A 20,865-nucleotide genomic window follows, 5' to 3' on the forward strand; every position below is an offset into this window, starting at 1 on the left:
CCTTCAATTCATGTGGCAATACCGATATTCGAAAATGGAGGGAAAAACGTTGCCTAGATATGAATTCTCTCCTCTTGGGGACTCGGGTGTCATGGTCAAACTAGGAGAGGTTATCGATCAACAGACCCATGAGAAGGTCATCCTATTCTCTGAATACCTACAGGAGCATCCTTTCCCCGGGATGATCGAATCTGTACCTGGCTTTACGACTGTTACCGTCTATTACGATCCGATTACTCTTTTCGATCCACTTGATGATATTTTGCCATACGATCGTGCCGTTGCTATTCTTGAGCAAATGTCGCAGCAAATCTCCAACACTCACTCTACAGAGTACAGACTGGTAGAAATCCCGGTTTGTTATGGAGGGAGCTTTGGTCCAGATCTGGAGGTAGTCGCCAAACAAAATGGTCTTAGTGTAGAGGAAGTGATTTCGATCCATTCGACAACAGAGTATCTGGTGTACATGATCGGATTTGCTCCCGGCTTTCCGTATCTCGGTGGAATGGATGAGCGACTGGCCACGCCGCGACGTTCCTCGCCACGACTATCTATTCCGATGGGTAGTGTAGGGATCGGAGGATTGCAAACAGGTATTTATTCGATAGAGAGCCCAGGTGGGTGGCAAATTATCGGAAGAACACCACTGAGCTTATTTCAGGCAGGTGAAAGTTCTCCAAGTCTCTTGTGCGCTGGTGATAAAGTTCGCTTTCGTCCTATCTCCGAGCGGGAATACGATAACGGGGAGAAGGTGTACTAAGTGAGTATAGAGGTGATTACGCCAGGACTTTGCACGACCGTTCAAGATACAGGTAGATTTGGCTTTCAGCAGGTTGGGGTCAGTGTCAGTGGGGTGATGGACAAGCAAGCTGTACAGATGGCGAACATGTTAGTTGGCAATCAACAAACGGATGCTGTTCTGGAGGTGACGATGAGAGGCCCTAGCTTATTGTTTCATAAGGACATGCTAATCGCCATTTGTGGTGGTGACTTCAAAGTCACGATCAATGATAGATCCGTCTTGCCCAATCGAGCAGTCTGGATCAGGAGTGGAAGCATCTTGAAGTTTGGCCTGGCCAAGGAAGGCTGTCGCGCCTATCTCGCAGTCGCAGGCGGCTGGGATGTGCCACTTGTGATGGGTAGTCGTAGTACGAATCTCCGTGGAAGCTTCGGAGGCTTTGCGGGTAGAATGCTTGCGGCAGGAGATAAGCTAGTTCAAAGCTCTCCAGGTTCATTCAGCCAATTTCTCGCTAACCAATTGGAAAAAAAGGCAGGAGCAGCTCCTTTCTACCAAGCGAATTGGTTTATTCCTTCTAGTACGCTTGTAAAAAATGGAGAAGCGGTTGTACGGGTGATACAAGGCGAGCAATTCGCAGATTTTTCGGAAGAGAGCCGTCAAAGCTTTTTCGAACAAACCTTTCAAGTGTCTACTCAATCAGACAGGATGGGGTATCGTTTAACAGGACCGGCGCTCGAACTTACGCAGTCGATGGAACTGATCTCGGCTGCGGTCACCGTAGGTACGATACAGGTTCCGCCTAACGGTCAACCTATTATCCTGATGGCAGACAGACAAACCATTGGCGGTTATCCGAAGATAGGCTATGTGCCAACTATAGATTTGCCGATCGTCGCCCAGTTGCGGCCAGGCGAAAAGATTCACTTTCAAGAGATTTCTCTGCGTGATGCTCAAAAGGCGCTTATCGAGAGGGATTCATTGATGAAGGCGATCAAGCTTGGTATAGAAGTAACCGTGGGATGGAGGTAAAAAGATGAAAACAGTAGATCTAAACTGTGATATGGGAGAGAGCTTTGGCGCCTATCAGTTGGGCAACGATCAAGAGATTTTGCCCTATATCACCTCTGCAAATGTGGCTTGTGGTTTCCATGCTGGAGACCCAGGAACAATGAGAAAAACGGTGCAAATGGCTTTGGAGGCAGGTGTGGCCATCGGTGCCCATCCCGGATTCGCTGATCTGGTCGGCTTCGGTCGCCGCAACATGGAGATTTCCCCTGATGAGGCGTACGAGCTAGTCCTCTACCAAATCGGCGCCCTGCAAGCGTTTGTACGGGCAGAAGGAGGCGTCATGCATCATGTGAAGCCACACGGGGCCTTGTACAATATGGCAGCCACAAGACCCGCTCTGGCTGAGTCTATCGTGTTGGCCATCTACAAAGTAAATCCGGAGCTGGTGTTGTATGGCTTGGCGGGAAGCGAGTTGACGCGTGCAGGGGAAAAAATCGGTCTTGCTACGGCGCATGAAGTGTTTGCAGACCGCACGTATCAGCAGGATGGCACGCTGACACCACGTAGTCAGCCGAATGCGATGATTACAGACCAACAGCAATCCCTCCAGCAAGTCATACGTATGGTAAGCAAGGGACTCGTCCTGACCCAGCAAGGCGTGGATATCCCGATTCAGGCCGATACGATTTGTATTCATGGCGACGGTGCCCATGCGTTGGAATTCGCGCAAAGCATCCGAGAGGCTTTGGCAGGAGCTGGCATGACAATCGCAGCACGATTTGCTCGATAGACATCTATCGGGCTTTTTCTGTTTCCGCTCCGGGAGTCTGGTATCGTGCGGTACTTCGCTTTTTCCCCCAGAGGAGGAAGAGCAAGAACAACAGCGGGATATAGCCATAAATGAAAACGATGCTCACTTTCCCATAAAAATCGAGTGCCATGAGCAAAGGAGTCGTACCTTCGAGCAGAAAGGAACCCATTGCCAGAGACGCTAGGAGAAGCAGAAGGGTGCGGATTTGACTGAGGCCAAATATCTGTTTCAGTCCGCGGGTAACCCCCCATAGATTCAGACAGATGTTTGGCAAAATCACGAAGAGCCAAAGAGATATCACAATGAACTCCAATCGCTGCAAACCCAGATAAAATAATGAGCGGGAAGCGCAGAAATCGAATCGTATTTGACATTTTGTAAATGGGGGTAGTGAAAGAGGCAAGCGCAGACAGAGCAACGATGATCAGCAATATATTACTGGTCAAGGCAGCTTCTACAGATGCTTGACCAATGACGATTCCACCTACGATTCCAAGAGTCTGTCCGACCTTTGTCGGGAGCCGGGCACCTGCTTCTCGCAAGAACTCGATCGTCAGCTCCAAGAAAAGCACCTCTAAAACAGGGGGAAACGGGACGTATTTCCTCGATAAAATAATCGGAGCCAGCATGTCTTGCGGAATCATTTCCAAATGGAAAGTGAGAACGGCCGTATAGGCAGGTGTCATCAAAATAGAAAAAAGCACACCAAAAATGCGAATCAACCGAAACAAGGACGATAAGATCCACGGTAAATAATAATCCTCAGGAGAAATGAAGAAATCAAAGATAGTGGTTGGACCGGTAATGACATACGGAGATGCATCAGAAATAATCACGATTTGCCCGAGAGTTAAGGCTTAGATGACCCGGTCAATCCTTTCTGTAGACAGAAATAATGGGAAAGGCGTATTCGAATTGTCACTCATGATTTGATCGAGCTGTGATGAATCAAAAATAATATCGAAGTCGATCGTCTGTAGTCTTTGCTCAACGGTTTCAATGTGCTGAGGATTCGTAATACCAGACAAGTAGACAACGGCTATGCGCGTATGAGAGAGCGTACCTAAGGTTAACTCTCGAATGATTAATTTGGGTGTGCTGATTTGTTGACGGATGAGATGCAGGTTGATATCGATGTTTTCAACAAAGCCTACCTTTGGTCCAACGACACTAAACTCGTTTTCCGTGGTGCGATGGAAAGAAACTCATTCCATTTCGTGATCATGTCGGTTTCGCTCCATAAGCTGTTCATCATTTGAGTTTTACTATGTCCGGTTTGTAGTGGAATTATCATCTAGAAAATAGAATGATTTCCTATAGGGAAGGGAACAATCAAACAAAGAACGAGGCGTGAAGAGAAATGGAAATTGAGGGGTTCATATGTTGGAAGTTAACTGTGATACATCATCGCTGAAGGCTGAATTGCTGCAAGAGCTGAGGGGAATATCCGTTACGTTAGATGAGAGCTTACATGCGTTAAAAAATGAAAACGACTGCCTGCTTGGGACATTTGATCATATACGTACCAAGTTTAGCCGACTCGAAACCGTAGCAGCCTCGTTTTATTTGCAATGCTATCTCTCTCCCTATACGGAAAAATACCTGGATCTGTCCATGGCTGTGCAGCACTTGTCCAAAAGTCGTCAAGGAGCATTGATCGTCGTTGAGCGCGAGGACCCACTTGATTTACTGCTGCAAGCTGGCATACCGATTGGAGCAACGATGAGCCATTCCTTGCTGGAGTCGATTTTTTATCCTGGCAGCCCTTTGCATGATGGGGCCGTTCTGATTCGGGAAAATCAAATCATTTCCGCGGCCAATGTACTGCCATTATCACAAGTTGTCGTAGGGGAAAAAAAGTTGGGAACCAGACATCGTGCTGCTTTGGGGTTGAGTGAAAAAAGCGATGCACTGATCGTTGTTGTTTCCGAGGAAACGGGAAAAGCGTCCTTTGCCATGCAGGGACACTTATATCCGATAATTTCCCCTTCATGAAAGCGCTCCGCGAAAAGCTGTTGTATCCGAGAAAAGAACGAGGCTGGATTTGTCATGGTGATGGCACAAATCCAGCCTCTCGCTATGTCATTCTCAGGTTAGATTCAAGCCCAATTTCCGTTGCGGAATAGTGGTTCACGCTTGCCGTCAGCTGTTTCACCATCAATGTTCATCTCGGCGGAGCCGATCATGAAATCAACGTGAGTGAGGCTGATATTGATACCGCGGCTAGCCAGTTCCTCATTGCTCATCTCAGCGCCACCTTCGATATTCACACTATAAGCGTTCCCGATCGCCAAATGGTTGGACGCATTCTCATCAAAGAGCGTGTTATAGAAAATGATATCTGATTGCGAAATGGGGGACAAATGAGGAACCAAGGCCACTTCCCCCAAATAATGCGAGCCTTCATCTGTTTCAATTAATTGCTTTAGGGATTCTTCTCCCTTTTCAGCAGTTGCCGAGACAATTCTTCCTTTTTCAAAAGTCAGCGTAAAATTCTCGATCAAATTCCCGTGATAGCTCAAAGGCTTGGTGCTGCGAACGGTTCCGTTGACGCCTTCTTTTAATGGCGCGGTGAATACTTCTTCTGTCGGCATATTGGCCATGAAGGAGGCACCGTCCTTATTTACGCTACCGCCGCCAATCCAAATGTGGTTGGCAGGCAGCTCAATTGTCAAATTGGTACCGGGAGCTTCGTAATGAAGATAGCGGTATTGTTTGGCGTTGAGCTGATCCACCTTGCTGTTCAGTGTCGCATGATGGTCATGCCAAGCTTGGACAGGGTCATCCATATCTGCGCGAGTCGCGCGGAAGATGGCATCCCACAGGGCAGGCTCCTGTTCCTCTTGTGGCAAATGCGGGAAGACCATAGCGGCCCATGCAGGTGATGGAACGGCAAGCACGCACCAGCTCACTTTATCGGACATGGTATAGTTGCGGAATTTATGGAGAGCTTGACCAGCTGTTTTGTTGGCGGTAGAGATGCGGTCTAGATTTACACCCTTCAGCAAATCGGGATTCGCTGCAGAAATGTAGAGAAACGCCGCGCCATTTTCCGCCATTTCCTCTAATCCCTGTACCTTCCATTGCGGGTATTCACGAAACGCTTCATCAGGAGCCAAATCATATTTCATCCGTGTGAGTTCATCGTCGGTCCAATCAATATGTACGTGCTTGGCACCCGCTTCGTACGCTTTTTTGGCTACCTTTCTCACAAAAGGAGCAGTAGATAGCGGAGCTGTTACTACTAACGTTTGCATAGGCTGTACGTTCACGCCGACTTTTACTGCGAGATCAGCATAACGGTCAAACAAGGTTTCAAAAGACATGGTTCATTTCCTCCTTTTAAGAACAAAAGGCTTACTTGCACTCTATCTATTTTACCTTCCCCTCCGAAATCACCTGCTTATGATTTGAAAGAATTTCCTAGGAAAGCGCAGAAAAAGACAGATTACTGCCTAATTCGAGCAAGTTATCCACTTGTTTATTTTGGTTAATTGTAGGAAAATTCAAATGAAAAGGCAATTTTATTACATAAAAAATATTTTATTGGCAGAACTAAAGGAGGCAGTCAGAGTGAAGACAAGACAGACACGTGATCAAGTCGCTGTCGAGTATACGTGGAACCTGAACGATCTGTTTGAGAGCCAGGAAGCGTGGGAGCAAGAATTAGTAGAAATTGTACAGCATCTGCCTGTCGTCACTGCATTCAAAGGTCAGCTGCATACGAGCGGAGAGACGTTATTGGCATGCTTGGAGGCAAACGAGGCGATCCATGTTCGGGCAAATATCGCAGCGACGTATGCCAGACTGCGGTCGTCTGAAGACGGGACGAATCCACAAAACCAAGCGAACTCTGCACGGGTAGGGGATGTCGTGTCCCAGCTGAATGCTGCGCTTTCTTTTATACCTTCCGAGATTTTGGCACTGCCTGAAGGAAAAATCGAGAGCTTCTTGGCGGAAGAACCAGGACTCAAAGTATTCCGCAAAAGCCTGAATGATTTGCTGGAAACAAAACCGTACCGATTGTCTGCCGAGACCGAAGAAGCGTTTGCGGCGATGGGTGAGGTTTTCTCTGCACCATACAACATTTACGCGCGTGGAAAACTGTCGGACATGTCATTTGGACCCGTCCATGATAGCGAAGGAAATGAGCGTCCAGTATCCTTCGCGTTGTTTGAGACCGATTATGAGATGTCTTCCGATCCGACGCTGCGCCGTGCTTCGTACGAATCCTTTTCGAAGACACTCGCTTCCTACCAAAACTCCTTCGCTGCGGTATACGCGACAGAGGTGAAAAGACAGACAGTCATGTCTCGCCTGCGTGGCTATGAAACCGTAACGGACATGCTGCTTAAACCACAGCAAGTTACGCTGGATATGTACCACAACATTCTGGATATTATCGGCAATGAGCTCGCTCCGCACATGCGTCGCTATGCGAAGTTGAAAGCAAAAGAGCTCGGTCTTGAGAAGTTGGCCTTTTGTGATTTGAAGGCGCCGCTTGATCCAGAATTCAGCCCACCGATTACGATTGAAGAAGCTGGGCAAAAGATACTGGCTTCCTTGCAAGTAATGGGTCCTGAATATACAGCCATTATGGAAAAAGCACTGAATGAACGCTGGATCGACTACGTAGACAACGTGGGCAAATCGACAGGTGCGTTCTGCTCAACGACATATAGCAAGCACTCTTACATTCTCATTACGTGGTCGGGAAATATGCGCAGTGCTTTCACGCTGGCACATGAGCTGGGTCATTGTGGACACTTTATGCTGGCGACAAGAGAGCAAAGCTTTACGAACTCTCGTCCATCGCTGTACTTTATCGAAGCGCCTTCCACACTCAATGAGCTCTTGCTCGCGCAGCACATCGTGGAGCAATCCGACGATCCTCGTTTGAAGCGTTGGGTCATTTTGCAATTGATGAATACGTACTATCACAACTTTGTCACGCATCTGTTAGAAGCGAGAATGCAACGAAAAGTGTACGAAGCAGCGCAAAAAGACGTACCTTTGACTGCCAAACAGCTCTCCGAATGGAAAGGGCAAGTGCTCGCAGACTTCTGGGGTGATGCAGTTGATCTGGACGCGGCAGCGAGTCTTACATGGATGCGCCAACCGCACTATTACATGGGGCTGTATCCTTACACATACGCAGCTGGTTTGACCGCTTCTACAGCAATGGCAGCGAGCATCAAGGAAGAGGGACAGCCTGCTGTTGATCGCTGGATCGAGGTGCTCAAAGCCGGAGGAACACTAACGCCGCTGGAACTGATGAAAAAAGCTGGCGTGGACATGTCAGATCCGCAGCCAATTCGCGAGGCTGTCGCATACGTCGGCAGTCTGGTTGACGAGCTGGAAAGACTGTTTTAACCTGATAAAAGCAGAAAAGGCTTGTGATCGCAAGGAATCACAAGCCTTTTGATTTGATCAAGCAAGAAGGAGTAGTCATCATGACCGAATTTACGCAGCGCGCACTAAACATTATTGCCGGGATTCCAGCGGGCCATGTCATGACGTACGGGCAAATTGCTGCGTTGGCCGGGAGTCCAAGGGCTGCCAGACAAATCGTTCGCATCCTTCATTCCATGTCCAAAAAGCACCAGCTTCCTTGGCATCGGGTCATCAACGCCCAAGGAAAGATCGGATTGCAAGATTTGGATTCGTTCACGCTGCAAAAAATGGCCTTGGAAAGCGAAGGGATAGTCGTGTCAGCAGCAGGAGAAATAGAGTTGGAACGTTATCAGTTTCACCCACATGTAGTGGATGAGCCGCTATTCTAGTATCCTACTTCTACCGAAGCAATGACGATATAGGCAAGGTCGTTCTTGTCCTCTTTTTCAGCGATCACGACTCCACTGCTCGTCAGCATGCCACCCTCGACGATTTCGAAGGAGACTTCCCCGTAAGGCAGTGCTGTACGAACTGTTTCCAAGTCGAGCTTGTCTTTGTCAGCAGGAACGGCAAGCCTCACATTTACTTTCATGTTATGGATATCGTTTCCTGGCAGGACAGAACGCAGTCCAGGCATCGAATTATGATGGATGGCATTTTGAATAGCGCGGACTGCGGCTTTGGTGACGTTTTGTCCATGCATGTCGATGCCCATTCCTATTTCAATAAACATTACTTTTTCCATTGGCTTGTTCACTCCTGTTTCATTCTACTTTTCTACCATCCTTATCTTACCACGAAAAGGAATGGTTTTTTCTCTCATCTGTATTGTGTTTATCGTCAAGACATGTCATCATAACATGTTGGTATCTATGATTGACGATTCTTTTCATTATTGGAGGCAGGTCACAATTGGAACGTTATCCTTTTGCCTACGATCCGTCCCAGCCGTTCATCTCTCAGGTGAGTGATTGGGTAGCGGACGTTTTTTATGAAGTATTGCCTGAGGCTGGATTCGAGGTGCGTGATGAGCAAATCTACATGGCCTTTCAGCTTGAACGGGCTTTTATAGAAAAGCAAACGATTTTTGCAGAGGCGGGAGTAGGCACGGGAAAAACATTGGCTTACTTGCTGTACGCCATCTGCTATGCACGATATACCAGAAAGCCCGCCATCATTGCCTGTGCGAATGAGTCGTTGATTGAGCAGCTCGTAAAACCAGAAGGCGATATTGCCAAACTGGCTCGTCATCTCAACCTGACGATTGACGCGAGACTCGGTAAATCTCCGGACCAATATCTCTGTTTGCGCAAGCTGGATGAGGCGAGATTCCAGCCTGAGACAGGGGAAGCTTTCCAGCGTATTTATCAAGAGTTGCCTTCGTTTGTTCATACACATGAGGCCTTGCAGTCGTTTTATCCGTACGGGGATCGCAGCACATATCCTGACCTGGATGATCAAGAATGGGCGCAGATGAATTGGGATACTTTTCAAGATTGCTTTGTGTGCGACAGACAGCACCGCTGTGGGCAGACCCTTTCGAGAAATCATTACCGTCAGTCAGCCGATTTGATCATTTGCTCCCATGACTTTTATATGGAGCATGTGTGGACCTATGAGATCCGCAAGCGCGGAGGCCAGCTGCCGTTGCTGCCACCGCATAGCTCGGTCATTTTTGACGAGGGTCATCTGCTGGAGCCAGCTGCCCAAAAAGCATTGACGTACAAGCTGAATCACTCCGTGTTCGAAGAAACGATTACGCGTGTCTTGAAGGGTGAGATCAGGGAAGAGCTCGCTATTGCCATTGAGGAAGCCATTGCTCAGAGTGAAGAGATGTTTTCCCGATTAAACGAAGAGAGCAAGGCTGTGATGGGCTCCAACCGCAAAGAGATTCACTTCCATCCGGAACTCATTGCAACCATCCACCGTTTTACGAATCTCGTCAGTTGGATTGAAGAAGAGCTGGCGTTAGAGGGTGGGCTGTATACATTGGACGAGTTCCAGTTGCGAATTGTCGAAGAGCATCTGGAAATGATGCAGTTGGCACTGGGACTTTTCCAAGACCCGGATCACGTCATTTCCTGGATGAGTGAAGAGATTACAGGTCCTACCTTGGTCGTCATGCCGAAAAAGGTGCAGGAAGTACTGGAAGAGCGTGTATTCTCACAAAAGATGCCGATCGTCTTTTCGTCAGCGACTCTATCTGTTGATGGATCGTTCAAGTATGTGGCGGACAGCTTGGGCATTGAGCAATACCTGTCGTTCTCGGTGGCTTCTCCGTACGAGTACGACAAGCAAATGGAGGTATACGTACCGACACTTTCTGCGACCGACTCATTTGCGGAAAAAATGAGACAGGCTACCCAATTGCTGCAAAAAACAGCGGGTAGTGCGCTGCTGTTGTTTTCCTCCATGGAGGAATTACAGCAATTCAAGACCGCCATCAAAAACGAGCCTGCTTGTAAGGATCTGCGATTCTTGTTTGAAGGAGATGCGGAAATCAGCCATCTGATCTCTCAATTCCAAAACGACGAGAAAAGCAGCCTCTGTGCGGTGAGCCTGTGGGAAGGGCTAGATGTTCCGGGGCCTTCGCTGTCCAATGTGATCATTTGGTCACTGCCATTCCCGCCAAATGATCCGGTGTTTACAGCAAAACGAAAAAGTGCAGCGAATCCTTTCGACGAGGTAGATATGCCTTACATGCTGCTGAGACTGCGTCAAGGCATCGGGCGTTTGATCCGTTCGAGAGAGGATAGCGGTCTGGTATCGATCTTGAGTCCGCAATTGAGCGAAAATGACCAGCTGAGACAGCAAGTTCAGGATGTTTTTCCGGCTGGCGTAGAGTGGAAAACGTCTTTGGACGGTGTATTGGCGTAAGGAAAAAGCAGGAGCCATTGTGGCTTCCTGCTTTTTTTTTATGGTTATTCCGGCATGTTGCCGACGGTAGGATCGACGACGAAATCTGGCTTGAAGCCTTCATATTTTACTTCGGATACCATTCCTTGCGCAGCATGGCCCAAATCGTGGCAGTGGAACATCCAATCACCTGGATTGTCAGCTTCGAAGGCGACTACATAAGATTCACCCGGCAAAATGTTCAGCGTATCTTTGACCAGAGGGGAGCCTGAGATAGGCTGTCCGTTTTTGCTCAATACTTGGAAGAAATGTCCGTGCAAATGCATCGGGTGGATATCTTTTGGTGATTTGTTCACCATCGTGACTTTGACCAGATTGCCTTTTTTGACATTGAGCGGAGGGACATCCGGGAACGTTTTTCCATTGATGGTAAAGGCCATTTTTCCATCTGCCGTTTCCGTGTTCAAATCCATTTGATACGTGATGTCATACTTCTGCTCCAGCGTAAAGCTGTTTTTTGCCGCTTCGCCGTATTTCGTGATGTCTATCGTTGGCATATCGCCAGCTTCGGATTTGGCTGTTTTTGTTTCTGAGCCTTCGTAGACGATAGGCACGACAAGGGACTTGGCGCCTGGATTTGTGCTGTGCTCCTCTAATAACCATTTGCCAGGATTGTTTGCGACAAATTCGAGGTCATATCGTTCGCCTGGCCCGATATTGAGGAGCTGTCCTCCTACAAGGGGCGGATTATGGATAGGTTGCCCGTCTGTTGCTACGATTTTAAATTCATGACCTTGCAGGTTCAGCTTGTGGTTCAAGTATCCGGCATTGATCAGGCGGATTCTGACTTTTTCTCCTTCTGTAACAGATAGCGGCTGGATTGCCGGGCCAGTTTTTCCGTTCACCGAAAAAATCGTATACATCAACGGCATCATCTCAGCGTCACTCATGGGCATCTCCATACCGACCATGTTGTGACCACCAGAGGACGAGCTATCGGAAGAAGGGGCACTCACGCCATGGCTCATGCCACTTCCGTGCATTTCCACCATGCTATCGTCCTGCATCCATTCATCCAGAACGAGGGTAAAGTCCTTATCAGCTGGCTCTGGTGTAGCCGGTTCTACCACAAGTGAACCATACAAGCCTTTGTCTACCTGCTTGGCGCTGTTTTGATGCGAGTGGTACCAGTATGTCCCGGCAACGTCCACCTTGAATTTGTAGGTGAAGCTTTCGTTTGGTCTTACGGCATTTTGGGTCACACCAGGGATTCCGTCCATGTTATTCGGGACGGGTAAGCCATGCCAGTGAATGGTAACCGGCTCGGGTAATTCGTTTTTCAACGTCACGCTGATGGTTTCTCCTTGTTTGACACGAAGCTGTGGACCTGGAACGGTTCCATTGTACGTCCATGCGTTTTTCATGGTCTTGTCATCGAGGTGGAGCATGTTTTCTTTTGCCGTGAGGGTAAATGTATTGCCTGTAAGCACCTCCATCGACGAGTCGCTGGAAGCAGACATCTGCTGCGGTTGCGTTTCTACTGTTGTTTGGGGTGAAGAATTCATGTTGTGTCCATTATGATCCATTGTGGTATTGTCAGTGGAGCATGCGGCTAACAGCAAAACGCCACCTAGAACCAAGGGATAAGCCCACAGGCGTATTTTCCGTTTGTTCATGTGCACTTTTTCCTCCTTTGAGCTGTTGGGGAAAGCGTACCAAACGATTGTGTAGAAAACATGAAGACGGGATGTATGACACTTCTGTTACGCATTTTGCAAAAATGGGAAAGTAAGCGTGAACAAATGCTATAATGGAGTATCGTACATAGAATGAATCAGTAGAATCGGACAGGGATGGTGTTCACGTTTGGGTAACGTAGATTTTGCGAGCTTGCCTTGGAATGTTTTTTGGGTTGGAGTCGCTTACTTTTTGGTCACAGGAGTCTTTTTCTGTCTTGGATTTATGCGATTGCTTTCGGAACGGGTGAAAAGTGGCATCGTATGCATGGTAATTGCAGTTGTCAGCGGTGGTTTTTTCTTGAATTATTTGTTTGCTCATCACATTTAAAATTGGATAATCAAGCGAAAATCCTCGTCGGAGCTGGTAATCGATGGGGATTTTATTTTTGTCTTGTGTTTCCCGTTTCGATTGGCGAAAATGGAAGTGATAGGAGAATAATCGGGTTGATGTCGCTTTCCTTCGGGGGATACCGATTTCAAAGCAACCATTCCTCACAAATTGGAAGAGACGATACATACAAGCTTTTGGATTTGGCAGTACATCAAGCAGAAACTTATTGGCTCAAAGGTTTATCAACAAATGACAATCAGGAATGTCAATACAACTCGCAAAAAATTACGAACTGATGCAGGCTGTTGATCAGTAAATCTTTTGTGACAAGTAAACACGTTGCATTTTGCATCTGACAGTGGTGGTCTGCGATGATCTACAATCGTGAAGCTGATGGGGGGAAAGTATACCAGCAGCTTCTTTTTTGTTCCACGTTTCTACCGGGAAAAAACATAGTCAGAATGTAAACAGTTTGTAACGAGTTATCCCCCGAAACCGTCATATAATCAGGTTACAAACAACTATTCAGCAAGCGTCTAACGTAAGACAAGGACCGGGTAATTTCCTTGTGAAACCATCCACTATAAGGAAGGTGTGATGCATATATAAGGGAGTAAGTGAACAGAAAACAACGAGATAGTGAGTAGTTCATCACATCCTGAATACGGGCAACGATGATGGGAAGAATTCATTTTCCATAAAGATAATGAACGAGACCAAACCCCGTTTTCTCACGATTCCAGAAACAGGGGTTTTTGCATTCATAGAGCACGCAATTCCCGATGTGTAATGACTGCCCCCAACAACAAATGATGAAAACAGAACGGAAGTAAAAGGGGAGAATGCAGATGTTTTGCATGGCGAGCACGAAGAATCACCATAAAAATACGAAAAGGACGATGGGTACGAAAAGAATTAATAATCAGAACGAATTAATCACTCGCCAACATGCAACGATAGGAGGCCACCAGCATGCCTGAACCGATCAAAGCTGTAAGCAGCCGATACATGGCTGGGATCGACGGGCTTCGTGCGCTGGCGGTACTCGCAGTCATTATTTATCACTTGAATTACGACTGGGCACCCGGGGGATTGTTGGGTGTCGGTATTTTCTTCGTTTTATCGGGATATTTAATTACAGACTTATTAATTGCAGAATGGAATCGAAATGGCAGACTCGACATGAAAGACTTTTGGTTGCGCCGTGCTAGAAGACTGCTCCCAGCGCTTTTCCTCATGCTGTTTGTGGTGATGGCAGGAGTAGCTATCTTTTCGCCAGAGCAGTTGGACACCATCCGCGGAGATGTTGGAGCAGCCGTTCTTTACGTGAGTAACTGGTGGCTGGTCTTTCATGACGTATCTTATTTTGAAAAATTCGGTCCGCCTTCACCATTAGGCCATCTGTGGTCATTGGCAGTAGAAGAACAGTTTTATGTCATTTGGCCGCTGGTACTCGCTCTGGGACTCCGCTTCCTGAAGCGCAGGGGGCCAATTATGATCATTACTTTGGTGCTGGCTGCACTATCCGCCATCTCCATGGCCGTCATGTATGAGCCAGGCCTTGATCCGAGTCGTGTTTATTACGGAACGGACACACGGGTATTCGGGTTGCTGATCGGTGCCGCACTCGCCATGATGTGGCCGAGTCGCTTGCTTACGACGAACATTTCCCAAAAAGCGCGATTGACGCTTGATCTGAGCGGTCTCTTGAGCTTAGGAATTCTTTTGTACAGCATTTGGAACACGAATCAGTATGATGATTATTTGTACGAGGGCGGGCTCGTCCTCCTGTCTGTTGTCAGTGCTGTGCTGGTCGCAGTACTCGCACATCCGGCCAGCAGCTTGGCGAAATGGATGGGCTGCAAGCCATTGCGTTGGATCGGCGTTCGATCTTACGGGATTTATTTATGGCACTACCCTGTTATCGTTTGGACGAATCCGTTTTTAGCGGACAGGGAGTGGATGGCGGTACCTGGAGCGGTTTTACAACTCCTCGCAAGCATTTTGCTGGCATCGTTGTCATTTAAATATCTAGAAGAGCCAATTCGTTACGGTGCATTAGGCAGAATCTGGCATCGTTCCAATAAGGCTGGGCAGAAAACAAAACGTTTAAACCGTGTATTGGCAACTGGTTGCGCGATCGCTCTATGTGTCACGTATTATGGGATTGCTTCGCTCACATCAGATGCGACCGCTGGAAATGTGACGCAGCCAACGCAGACGGTCACCGAGACGAAGGTCCCCGACAAGCCACATGGTCCTGAGGTGCCAATCGTAGAAAAGAAACCGGAAACGGTACAAAAACCAGCTACTCCACCAACAAAGCCGAAAAATGAGCAGAAACCAAATAACAACGCACAAAAGCAGAAGCCTGTGGAGAAGCAGAAAGATTCGAATGCTTCCAAACAGCCTGACCAAAAACAGGAACCGATCAAAGCGATAGGTTCCGGTAAAGGAATCACGGTGATTGGTGATTCTGTCATGCTGGATGTGGCTCCTTATCTGGAGAAGCTATTGCCAGGGATCGTCGTGGATGCCAAAATCGGAAGGCAAATGTCGCAAGCTCCTGACGTGATTGCGCAGCTCAAAGCAAAAGGGCAAATGGGAAATCGCGTTGTGATTGAATTAGGCTCGAACGGAGCATTTAGTAAAGGCCAGCTCGATAAGCTACTGCAATCGCTAGATGGCGTAGAGCAAATCATTCTCGTCAATTCTCGCGTACCTAAACCGTGGGAAAGCGTCGTGAATAAGATGCTGGCGGAAACTGCTACAGCCCATCCGCATGTCGTTCTTGTGGATTGGTATGCGGCAAGTGAAGGGCAAAGCACTTACTTTTACAAAGACGGTGTTCACCCGAATAAGGAAGGCTCGCAAAAATACGCGGCACTCGTGGCGAGTGCAATCGCGCCGACGGAGCCAGAGAAGAAGCCGGAAGTGAAAGAGGAAGAGAAAGCGGCAGAGACGGCAGTAGAAGAGGCAGGGCAGATGGAAGGGGCACTGGAGGCAACTGAGGAAACCCCTATGGAAGAAATGGTACAATAATACCAGAACAATTGCTGACTGAAACAAAGCAAGGGAAGACCAGTGAACCAAGTCGTTCGCTGGTCTTTTTTATGTGACAGTGTGTACAACCAAACATAATTTCCATCAAACGATAGCAGATCAGCTCATGGACTTTTTGCTCACTCTCCTGTACGATAGCTAACGGAAGAATAATGCATCGGGTGAAAGAAGGAACAATCATGATTCGGTCGTACTTGCTATTGCTTTTTTGTGTGACGCTGTGGGGCAGTAATTTTGTGTTCGGAAGCATGTTGGTCAAAGAGTTTCCGCCGCTGTTTTTGGCAGATGTACGCTTGCTTTTCACGTCTATGTTTCTGATCATTTACGCGTTTCTGACCAAAAAATTCGTAAAAATCACCGTTCGTGAGCTAGGACTTCTTGTCTTGCTTGGCTTGATCGGAACGTTGGCGAATCAAACGGCGTATTTCAATGGGCTCTTGACGACAGATGCGACAACGGCATCGCTGATTCTTTCCTTGGCGCCGATCGTCACTGCAGTGCTGGCTTCTTTGTTTTTGAAGGAACAGTTTACCATGCGTATGAAGCTTGGATCTGGCTTGGCTCTATTGGGAACATTCTTCGTAGTCGGAATTGGGGCAGGACTTTCCATTTCCAAAGGAGTCTTACTCATTGTGATTGCCATGGTCACATTCTCGTCTTCCATGATCATCATTCGCAAACTGACGCAAACCATGCAGCCGTTTATTGCCACCGTTTACTCGACGACAGTTGGCACTTTGTTTTTGACTCCTGCGGCGCTGTTGACGATCGAGCCAGGGGCGCAGATCAGCCACGAAGTGTGGGCATGGGCGATGCTCATTTTGACCGCGATCCTTATGCAAGGAATATGTGGAATCGTCTGGAATCAACAATTAAAAGTGGTAGGGACGGGTAAAGCAGCTATTTTTCTTAACTTGCAGCCCTTTGTAGCGATGCTGGTCGGGTTTTTACTGCTTGGTTCCCAGGTAACGTCGATTCAAGTGGGAGGCTCCTTGTTGATTGTCGTGGGTGTGATTGTTGCCAGTGTTCAAAAGAAACAATCTGTTCAGCCATCGAAGACGGTATAGAGCATACTGCTTGTAAAAGATGAAAAGGAAAGCGTAGGCTTCGATTCGGGAGTGAGAATTGCCCGAATCAATGCTTACGCTTTTTTTATCCAATATGACCTACATTTTGAAAGCTTTTCGCAATTGTGCCGACATCTCATCCAGCGATTCCTGAGCTTGCTTGATAAACGTATGGAATCCAGTGAAGGAATGGATCATGCCTTGTTCATTTCGATAGATGACATCGACACCGCTCTCGCGTAGCTTGTTTGCATACGCTTTTCCGCCATCTCGCAAAGGGTCGTATTCGGCTGTAATCACCATGGCAGAAGGCAGACCAGTGAAATCGGCTCCGTTGATCGGATCAAGATATGGATTGTGCCGATCGGCAGTCGGAGGTATATAGTGACCGAGGAACCAATTCAACAATTTCACATCCAGCAAATAGCCACTCGCATTTTCCTGCATGGATGGATAGAGATCGGTGTCCACAATTCCTACGGCTGGATTGATTAATAATTGAAAAACGATAGACGGGGCCTGTCGTTCTTTCGCCATGAGACTCACTACTGCTGCAAAATTAGCTCCGGCGCTATCTCCGCCTACTGCTATCCTCGATGGGTCAATGCCAAACTGATCAGCATGGTTTGAAATATAGAGGAGAGAATCATAGCCATCTTCCAATCCTTCAGGAAAAGGATGCTCAGGAGCGAGCCGATAATCGATAGAAATGACCACACATTTTGCGTTATTTGCGATGTTGCGACATACCGAGTCTACCGTTTCGAGATTACCAATTACGAATCCGCCCCCATGATAGTACACGAGTGCAGGGAAGGGTGCATGACCTTCTGGTGTGTAGATGCGAATCGGAATAGAACGGCCTTCTAAGGGAAGCGAAAGATTCTCTACCTTTTTTACCTGTTCAGGTTCTACGCCTGAGTCTCGATTTTGATCAGTCGCCATTCGCATCATCTGTGGTGTCAATTGGCTGAAATCAACATCATTGCGTGAGCGGTTGAAGACATCTAATATTTGTTGAATCTGTGGATGAACCGGCATGTGTATGACCCCCAATTCGTATGATATTTGGATAGCTTACAGGCATGACCAGATTTGAAAGAGGAGAGAGCTGAACCTCTGGGAGAAGTAGCACGAGAAAAAAGCGCAAGCAATGATCCACAAAAGAAGTTTTCTGGAAATCACAAGCTTACGCCTTTCTCATGGAGAAACAATTAAGTGGTTTGTGGGGAGGGGAGTATACGATAAATCTTCCGTGGGCGCCCTCGATTCGTTGGCGTTTCTTCCCCAATGAGCTCGATGATGTTGTGTTCTGCTAAATCACTTAGTATTCTTCGCGCATTGCGAGGAGTCATGCCCATCCATTCTGCGATCATCGAGGCGCTGATATATTTTTGCCCCAACGCTTTTTGGACGGAAATGATTTTGTTAAACGTCGTAATACTGACACCGGCTTTTTTCAGATTTTCGCTGATTTCCTTGTCCTGTGTCCAATATTCGTAGGTGATGCTGTTCGTTTGACGCAGTGGTCCTTCAATCGAACCGTCATGGTCGACAAGAATGGCGGCATCTCTATGGTTTTTGGCATGGCCGAGAGCGAGCTGTGCATTGCGCTCAGCAGACAATGCTGTGACACCAAAGCCGATTCCCATATTGGCATGCGAATTGGTGAGCAGCTTGATTTTTTCCAAAAGGATCGTGGGGTGAAATTCTGGATTTTCTTCGAATGAACCCCGGGTGGAAAAAATGATGAACTTGGAATTGCCAACGGCGACGAAGCTGCCTGATATCGACTCCGTGTAATCCAGCACTAGCTCCTGTAGCTTCAGGTCGAGGCGGCGTAGTTCGTAGGCGTTTGCAGGCTCATTTTCGAGTTTTTCCATGTCGGTTACCTCAATCAATTGAACAGCAATTTGGGAGCGCTTGAAATGGAGCGTTTCGCCCTCCTGCAGAATTTGCTTGAAAATCTCTCGAAATATGAAGCGCGTAAAGCCCATTCGGTATACTCTGATTCCTTGTCGTTTTAATTCTTCGGTGACGAAAAGCGTTCCCGTGACACAAGCGTCTACCTTGCTTTCCTGAATAAGGCGGGTGTGATAAGCTACCAATTCAGATCTCTGTCTGAATTCTTTATATGGCATTAGGTATGGATTCTCACAGTGCAGGCCCAATTCCTCTAAAGTCTCACGAAAATGTGCTTCCGAAATGGTATCGAAGCTCACGCGATCTAAAGATAAGCCATCGCGGTATACCAATTCGAGCAATACTTTGGTCAGGACACTTGAATTGACTTGCGGATAAAAGGCTTTTTTCTTGCCAATATGCGCTTTTGCCATCGAATAGGGGGCGACTCCAGAGAAGAACCAGATGTCTGTTTCCATATCATTTTCGGCTACATAGGTAGGTACTTGTTCCACTCCTTGATAAATAAAGGAGGTGAGCAGGATGTGATCGGAAAACTCACGTCCCACAGCTACCATTGCATCTACTGAATCTTTTGGACCGACTATGCCAACTTTTATCATCAAAATGTCCTCCAAAAAAGTTAAACTACGGGATAAACAGTTCGTTAGGAAGGAGAACCATCCTTTTTTCGGCATTTTAGTATGCCAGTCTATCTTATATATATAGAATATAACCCATCGGATGGGCAAGCGAGCTGTAGCGACCACGAAGCTGTAAATAGGGATGTTTTAGGGAAAAATTCCGTATTAATGGTTGTATATTTGACAACTTTCGGCAAATTCCTTTATGAATCGATGCAAAAAATAAAAAAATCAGAATTGACATTAAATAATTACGGCACTATATTGTTGAATTAAGGAATGTTTTAGGTCAATTTCCGTTAAAGAGGTTGTTCAAAAGGAGGGCGCATTGAATTTTCTTAATCTTTTTGCAAGTCTGGACTAGGGGGTCGTATAGATGTCGCGTTATTTACTTAAAAGAATTCTGATGATGGTACTCACCTTGTGGATTATTGTAACGCTGACTTTCAGCCTGATGCACATGATCCCTGGTGATCCATTCGCGTCAGAGTCAGATCAGTTGCCCGAGCAAATTTTGTTGAATCTGCGTGCGAAATACAATCTGGATGAACCACTTCCGATGCAGTATTTACTTTATCTAAAAAGTTTGGTCATGCTCGATTTAGGACCTTCTATTAAGTCGGAGACACGCGGTGTCAATGATATGATCAAAGATGGCTTCGGAGCATCTGCACTGATCGGTTTGCAGGCGATAGCGGTTGCCCTTTTTTTCGGACTTTTATTCGGAACAATTGCGGCATTAAACCGAAATACCTGGATTGATTATACGGCAATGGTCATGGCCGTATTAGGAATTGCTGTACCCAGCTTCATTATGGCGCCATTGCTCATTAATTACTTGGCAATCAAATGGCCGTTATTCCCAGTAGCGACGCTTACCAGCTGGAAACACTCGGTTCTGCCTTCACTCGCACTTGCTTTTGGACCATTAGCGATCATTACACGCTATATGCGTACGAGCATGATCGACGTGATGAACCAGAACTATATACGGACCGCTGAGGCGAAAGGGATTCCGACTTTTCTGATAGTGATCAAGCATGGAATCCGCAACGCTATTTTGCCGATCGTCACGTTTATGGGACCGCTTATCGCGGGGTTGTTAACTGGAACGTTCGTCGTCGAAAAGATTTTTGCGGTACCAGGGATCGGCAAGTACTTCGTCGATGGCATTTTCAATCGAGATTATCCCGTTATTCTGGGAACGACAGTATTCTACAGTGCCATCTTGGTGCTCATTATCTTCTTGATTGATCTGGCCTATATGTTCATCGATCCACGAATCAAACTATCGAGTAGGGGGAGGTAGCC

15 protein-coding genes and 1 pseudogene are annotated in these 20,865 nt (G+C 47.2%); 10 read left to right on the plus strand and 6 right to left on the minus strand.

Annotated elements, in window-relative coordinates; translation table 11 throughout:
- The first annotated feature begins 10 nt into the window (after window positions 1–10).
- Genes pxpB through C7R92_RS08275 form a run of 3 tightly spaced genes read left to right on the plus strand, consistent with a single transcriptional unit; the run spans window position 11 to window position 2,537 of the window.
- Window positions 11–760, plus strand: coding sequence for a 5-oxoprolinase subunit PxpB (pxpB, locus tag C7R92_RS08265; RefSeq protein WP_106833876.1), 750 nt, complete (start codon window positions 11–13; stop codon window positions 758–760).
- On the plus strand, window positions 761–1,768 hold the full coding sequence (locus C7R92_RS08270) for a 5-oxoprolinase subunit C family protein (protein WP_106833877.1): 1,008 nt from the start codon (window positions 761–763) through the stop codon (window positions 1,766–1,768).
- A 4-nt stretch (window positions 1,769–1,772) separates the two neighbouring features.
- The gene (locus C7R92_RS08275; RefSeq protein WP_106833878.1) at window positions 1,773–2,537 is read left to right on the plus strand and encodes a LamB/YcsF family protein; all 765 of its coding nucleotides are present in this window, start codon (window positions 1,773–1,775) and stop codon (window positions 2,535–2,537) included.
- A 326-nt stretch (window positions 2,538–2,863) separates the two neighbouring features.
- Here the strand turns inward: C7R92_RS08275 and C7R92_RS08285 are convergent.
- Window positions 2,864–3,745, minus strand: a pseudogene (locus C7R92_RS08285) (spore germination protein); the annotation flags it as partial.
- A gap of 193 nt (window positions 3,746–3,938) precedes the next feature.
- On the opposite strand from C7R92_RS08285, the gene cdaS reads away from it, so the two are divergent.
- The gene (gene cdaS, locus C7R92_RS08290) at window positions 3,939–4,553 is read left to right on the plus strand and encodes a sporulation-specific diadenylate cyclase CdaS (RefSeq protein WP_106833879.1); all 615 of its coding nucleotides are present in this window, start codon (window positions 3,939–3,941) and stop codon (window positions 4,551–4,553) included.
- A gap of 104 nt (window positions 4,554–4,657) precedes the next feature.
- Here the strand turns inward: cdaS and C7R92_RS08295 are convergent, their stop codons facing one another.
- On the minus strand, window positions 4,658–5,884 hold the full coding sequence (locus C7R92_RS08295; RefSeq protein WP_106833880.1) for an aminopeptidase: 1,227 nt from the start codon (window positions 5,882–5,884) through the stop codon (window positions 4,658–4,660).
- 247 nt (window positions 5,885–6,131) lie between these two features.
- Between C7R92_RS08295 and pepF the strand changes: the two genes are divergently transcribed.
- Window positions 6,132–7,931 (plus strand): oligoendopeptidase F, encoded by a 1,800-nt coding sequence (gene pepF / locus C7R92_RS08300; protein WP_106833881.1) that lies wholly within the window; start codon window positions 6,132–6,134, stop codon window positions 7,929–7,931.
- A gap of 80 nt (window positions 7,932–8,011) precedes the next feature.
- Window positions 8,012–8,341, plus strand: a complete 330-nt coding sequence (locus C7R92_RS08305) for an MGMT family protein (RefSeq protein WP_106834013.1) — start codon at window positions 8,012–8,014, stop codon at window positions 8,339–8,341.
- On the opposite strand, the gene C7R92_RS08310 is transcribed toward C7R92_RS08305, so the two are convergent.
- Window positions 8,338–8,697 carry a Lin0512 family protein gene (locus C7R92_RS08310; RefSeq protein ID WP_106833882.1) on the minus strand — a complete coding sequence of 120 codons (360 nt, stop codon included), beginning with the start codon at window positions 8,695–8,697 and terminating at the stop codon, window positions 8,338–8,340. The genes C7R92_RS08305 and C7R92_RS08310 overlap by 4 nt on opposite strands.
- 167 nt (window positions 8,698–8,864) lie before the next feature.
- Between C7R92_RS08310 and C7R92_RS08315 the strand changes: the two genes are divergently transcribed.
- Window positions 8,865–10,829 (plus strand): ATP-dependent DNA helicase, encoded by a 1,965-nt coding sequence (locus C7R92_RS08315; protein WP_106833883.1) that lies wholly within the window; start codon window positions 8,865–8,867, stop codon window positions 10,827–10,829.
- A gap of 44 nt (window positions 10,830–10,873) precedes the next feature.
- Here C7R92_RS08315 and C7R92_RS08320 read toward each other — a convergent pair whose 3' ends face one another.
- Window positions 10,874–12,484 (minus strand): multicopper oxidase family protein, encoded by a 1,611-nt coding sequence (locus C7R92_RS08320; protein ID WP_106833884.1) that lies wholly within the window; start codon window positions 12,482–12,484, stop codon window positions 10,874–10,876.
- 1,366 nt (window positions 12,485–13,850) lie between these two features.
- Between C7R92_RS08320 and C7R92_RS08335 the strand changes: the two genes are divergently transcribed.
- Complete coding sequence (locus C7R92_RS08335) at window positions 13,851–15,920, plus strand: acyltransferase family protein (protein ID WP_106833886.1); 2,070 nt, start codon at window positions 13,851–13,853, stop codon at window positions 15,918–15,920.
- 200 nt (window positions 15,921–16,120) lie between these two features.
- Window positions 16,121–17,008, plus strand: coding sequence for a DMT family transporter (locus C7R92_RS08340; protein ID WP_106833887.1), 888 nt, complete (start codon window positions 16,121–16,123; stop codon window positions 17,006–17,008).
- Between the two features lie 99 nt (window positions 17,009–17,107).
- Here C7R92_RS08340 and C7R92_RS08345 read toward each other — a convergent pair whose 3' ends face one another.
- Both C7R92_RS08345 and C7R92_RS08350 read right to left on the minus strand, forming a co-directional pair.
- A complete protein-coding gene (locus C7R92_RS08345; RefSeq protein ID WP_106833888.1) occupies window positions 17,108–18,049 on the minus strand; it encodes an alpha/beta hydrolase in 942 nt (313 codons plus the stop codon).
- Window positions 18,050–18,222: 173 nt separating this feature from the next.
- Complete coding sequence (locus tag C7R92_RS08350; protein ID WP_106833889.1) at window positions 18,223–19,533, minus strand: helix-turn-helix domain-containing protein; 1,311 nt, start codon at window positions 19,531–19,533, stop codon at window positions 18,223–18,225.
- Window positions 19,534–19,930: 397 nt separating this feature from the next.
- Between C7R92_RS08350 and C7R92_RS08360 the strand changes: the two genes are divergently transcribed.
- A complete protein-coding gene (locus C7R92_RS08360) occupies window positions 19,931–20,863 on the plus strand; it encodes an ABC transporter permease (RefSeq protein ID WP_069845189.1) in 933 nt (310 codons plus the stop codon).
- The last annotated feature ends 2 nt before the right edge of the window (window positions 20,864–20,865 follow it).

Source organism: Brevibacillus porteri, from assembly GCF_003013475.1.
GTDB classification, from domain to species: Bacteria; Bacillota; Bacilli; order Brevibacillales; family Brevibacillaceae; genus Brevibacillus; species Brevibacillus porteri.

Excerpts from the sequence above, each read along its gene's own strand:
- pxpB (WP_106833876.1), top strand. The coding sequence starts at position 11 with ATGTGGCAATACCGATATTCGAAAATGGAGGGAAAAACGTTGCCTAGA.
- C7R92_RS08275 (WP_106833878.1), top strand. The coding sequence starts at position 1,773 with ATGAAAACAGTAGATCTAAACTGTGATATGGGAGAGAGCTTTGGCGCC.
- cdaS (WP_106833879.1), top strand. The coding sequence starts at position 3,939 with ATGTTGGAAGTTAACTGTGATACATCATCGCTGAAGGCTGAATTGCTG.
- C7R92_RS08295 (WP_106833880.1), bottom strand. The coding sequence starts at position 5,884 with ATGTCTTTTGAAACCTTGTTTGACCGTTATGCTGATCTCGCAGTAAAA.
- C7R92_RS08305 (WP_106834013.1), top strand. The coding sequence starts at position 8,012 with ATGACCGAATTTACGCAGCGCGCACTAAACATTATTGCCGGGATTCCA.
- C7R92_RS08310 (WP_106833882.1), bottom strand. The coding sequence starts at position 8,697 with ATGGAAAAAGTAATGTTTATTGAAATAGGAATGGGCATCGACATGCAT.
- C7R92_RS08320 (WP_106833884.1), bottom strand. The coding sequence starts at position 12,484 with ATGAACAAACGGAAAATACGCCTGTGGGCTTATCCCTTGGTTCTAGGT.
- C7R92_RS08335 (WP_106833886.1), top strand. The coding sequence starts at position 13,851 with ATGCCTGAACCGATCAAAGCTGTAAGCAGCCGATACATGGCTGGGATC.
- C7R92_RS08340 (WP_106833887.1), top strand. The coding sequence starts at position 16,121 with ATGATTCGGTCGTACTTGCTATTGCTTTTTTGTGTGACGCTGTGGGGC.
- C7R92_RS08345 (WP_106833888.1), bottom strand. The coding sequence starts at position 18,049 with ATGCCGGTTCATCCACAGATTCAACAAATATTAGATGTCTTCAACCGC.
- C7R92_RS08350 (WP_106833889.1), bottom strand. The coding sequence starts at position 19,533 with ATGATAAAAGTTGGCATAGTCGGTCCAAAAGATTCAGTAGATGCAATG.
- C7R92_RS08360 (WP_069845189.1), top strand. The coding sequence starts at position 19,931 with ATGTCGCGTTATTTACTTAAAAGAATTCTGATGATGGTACTCACCTTG.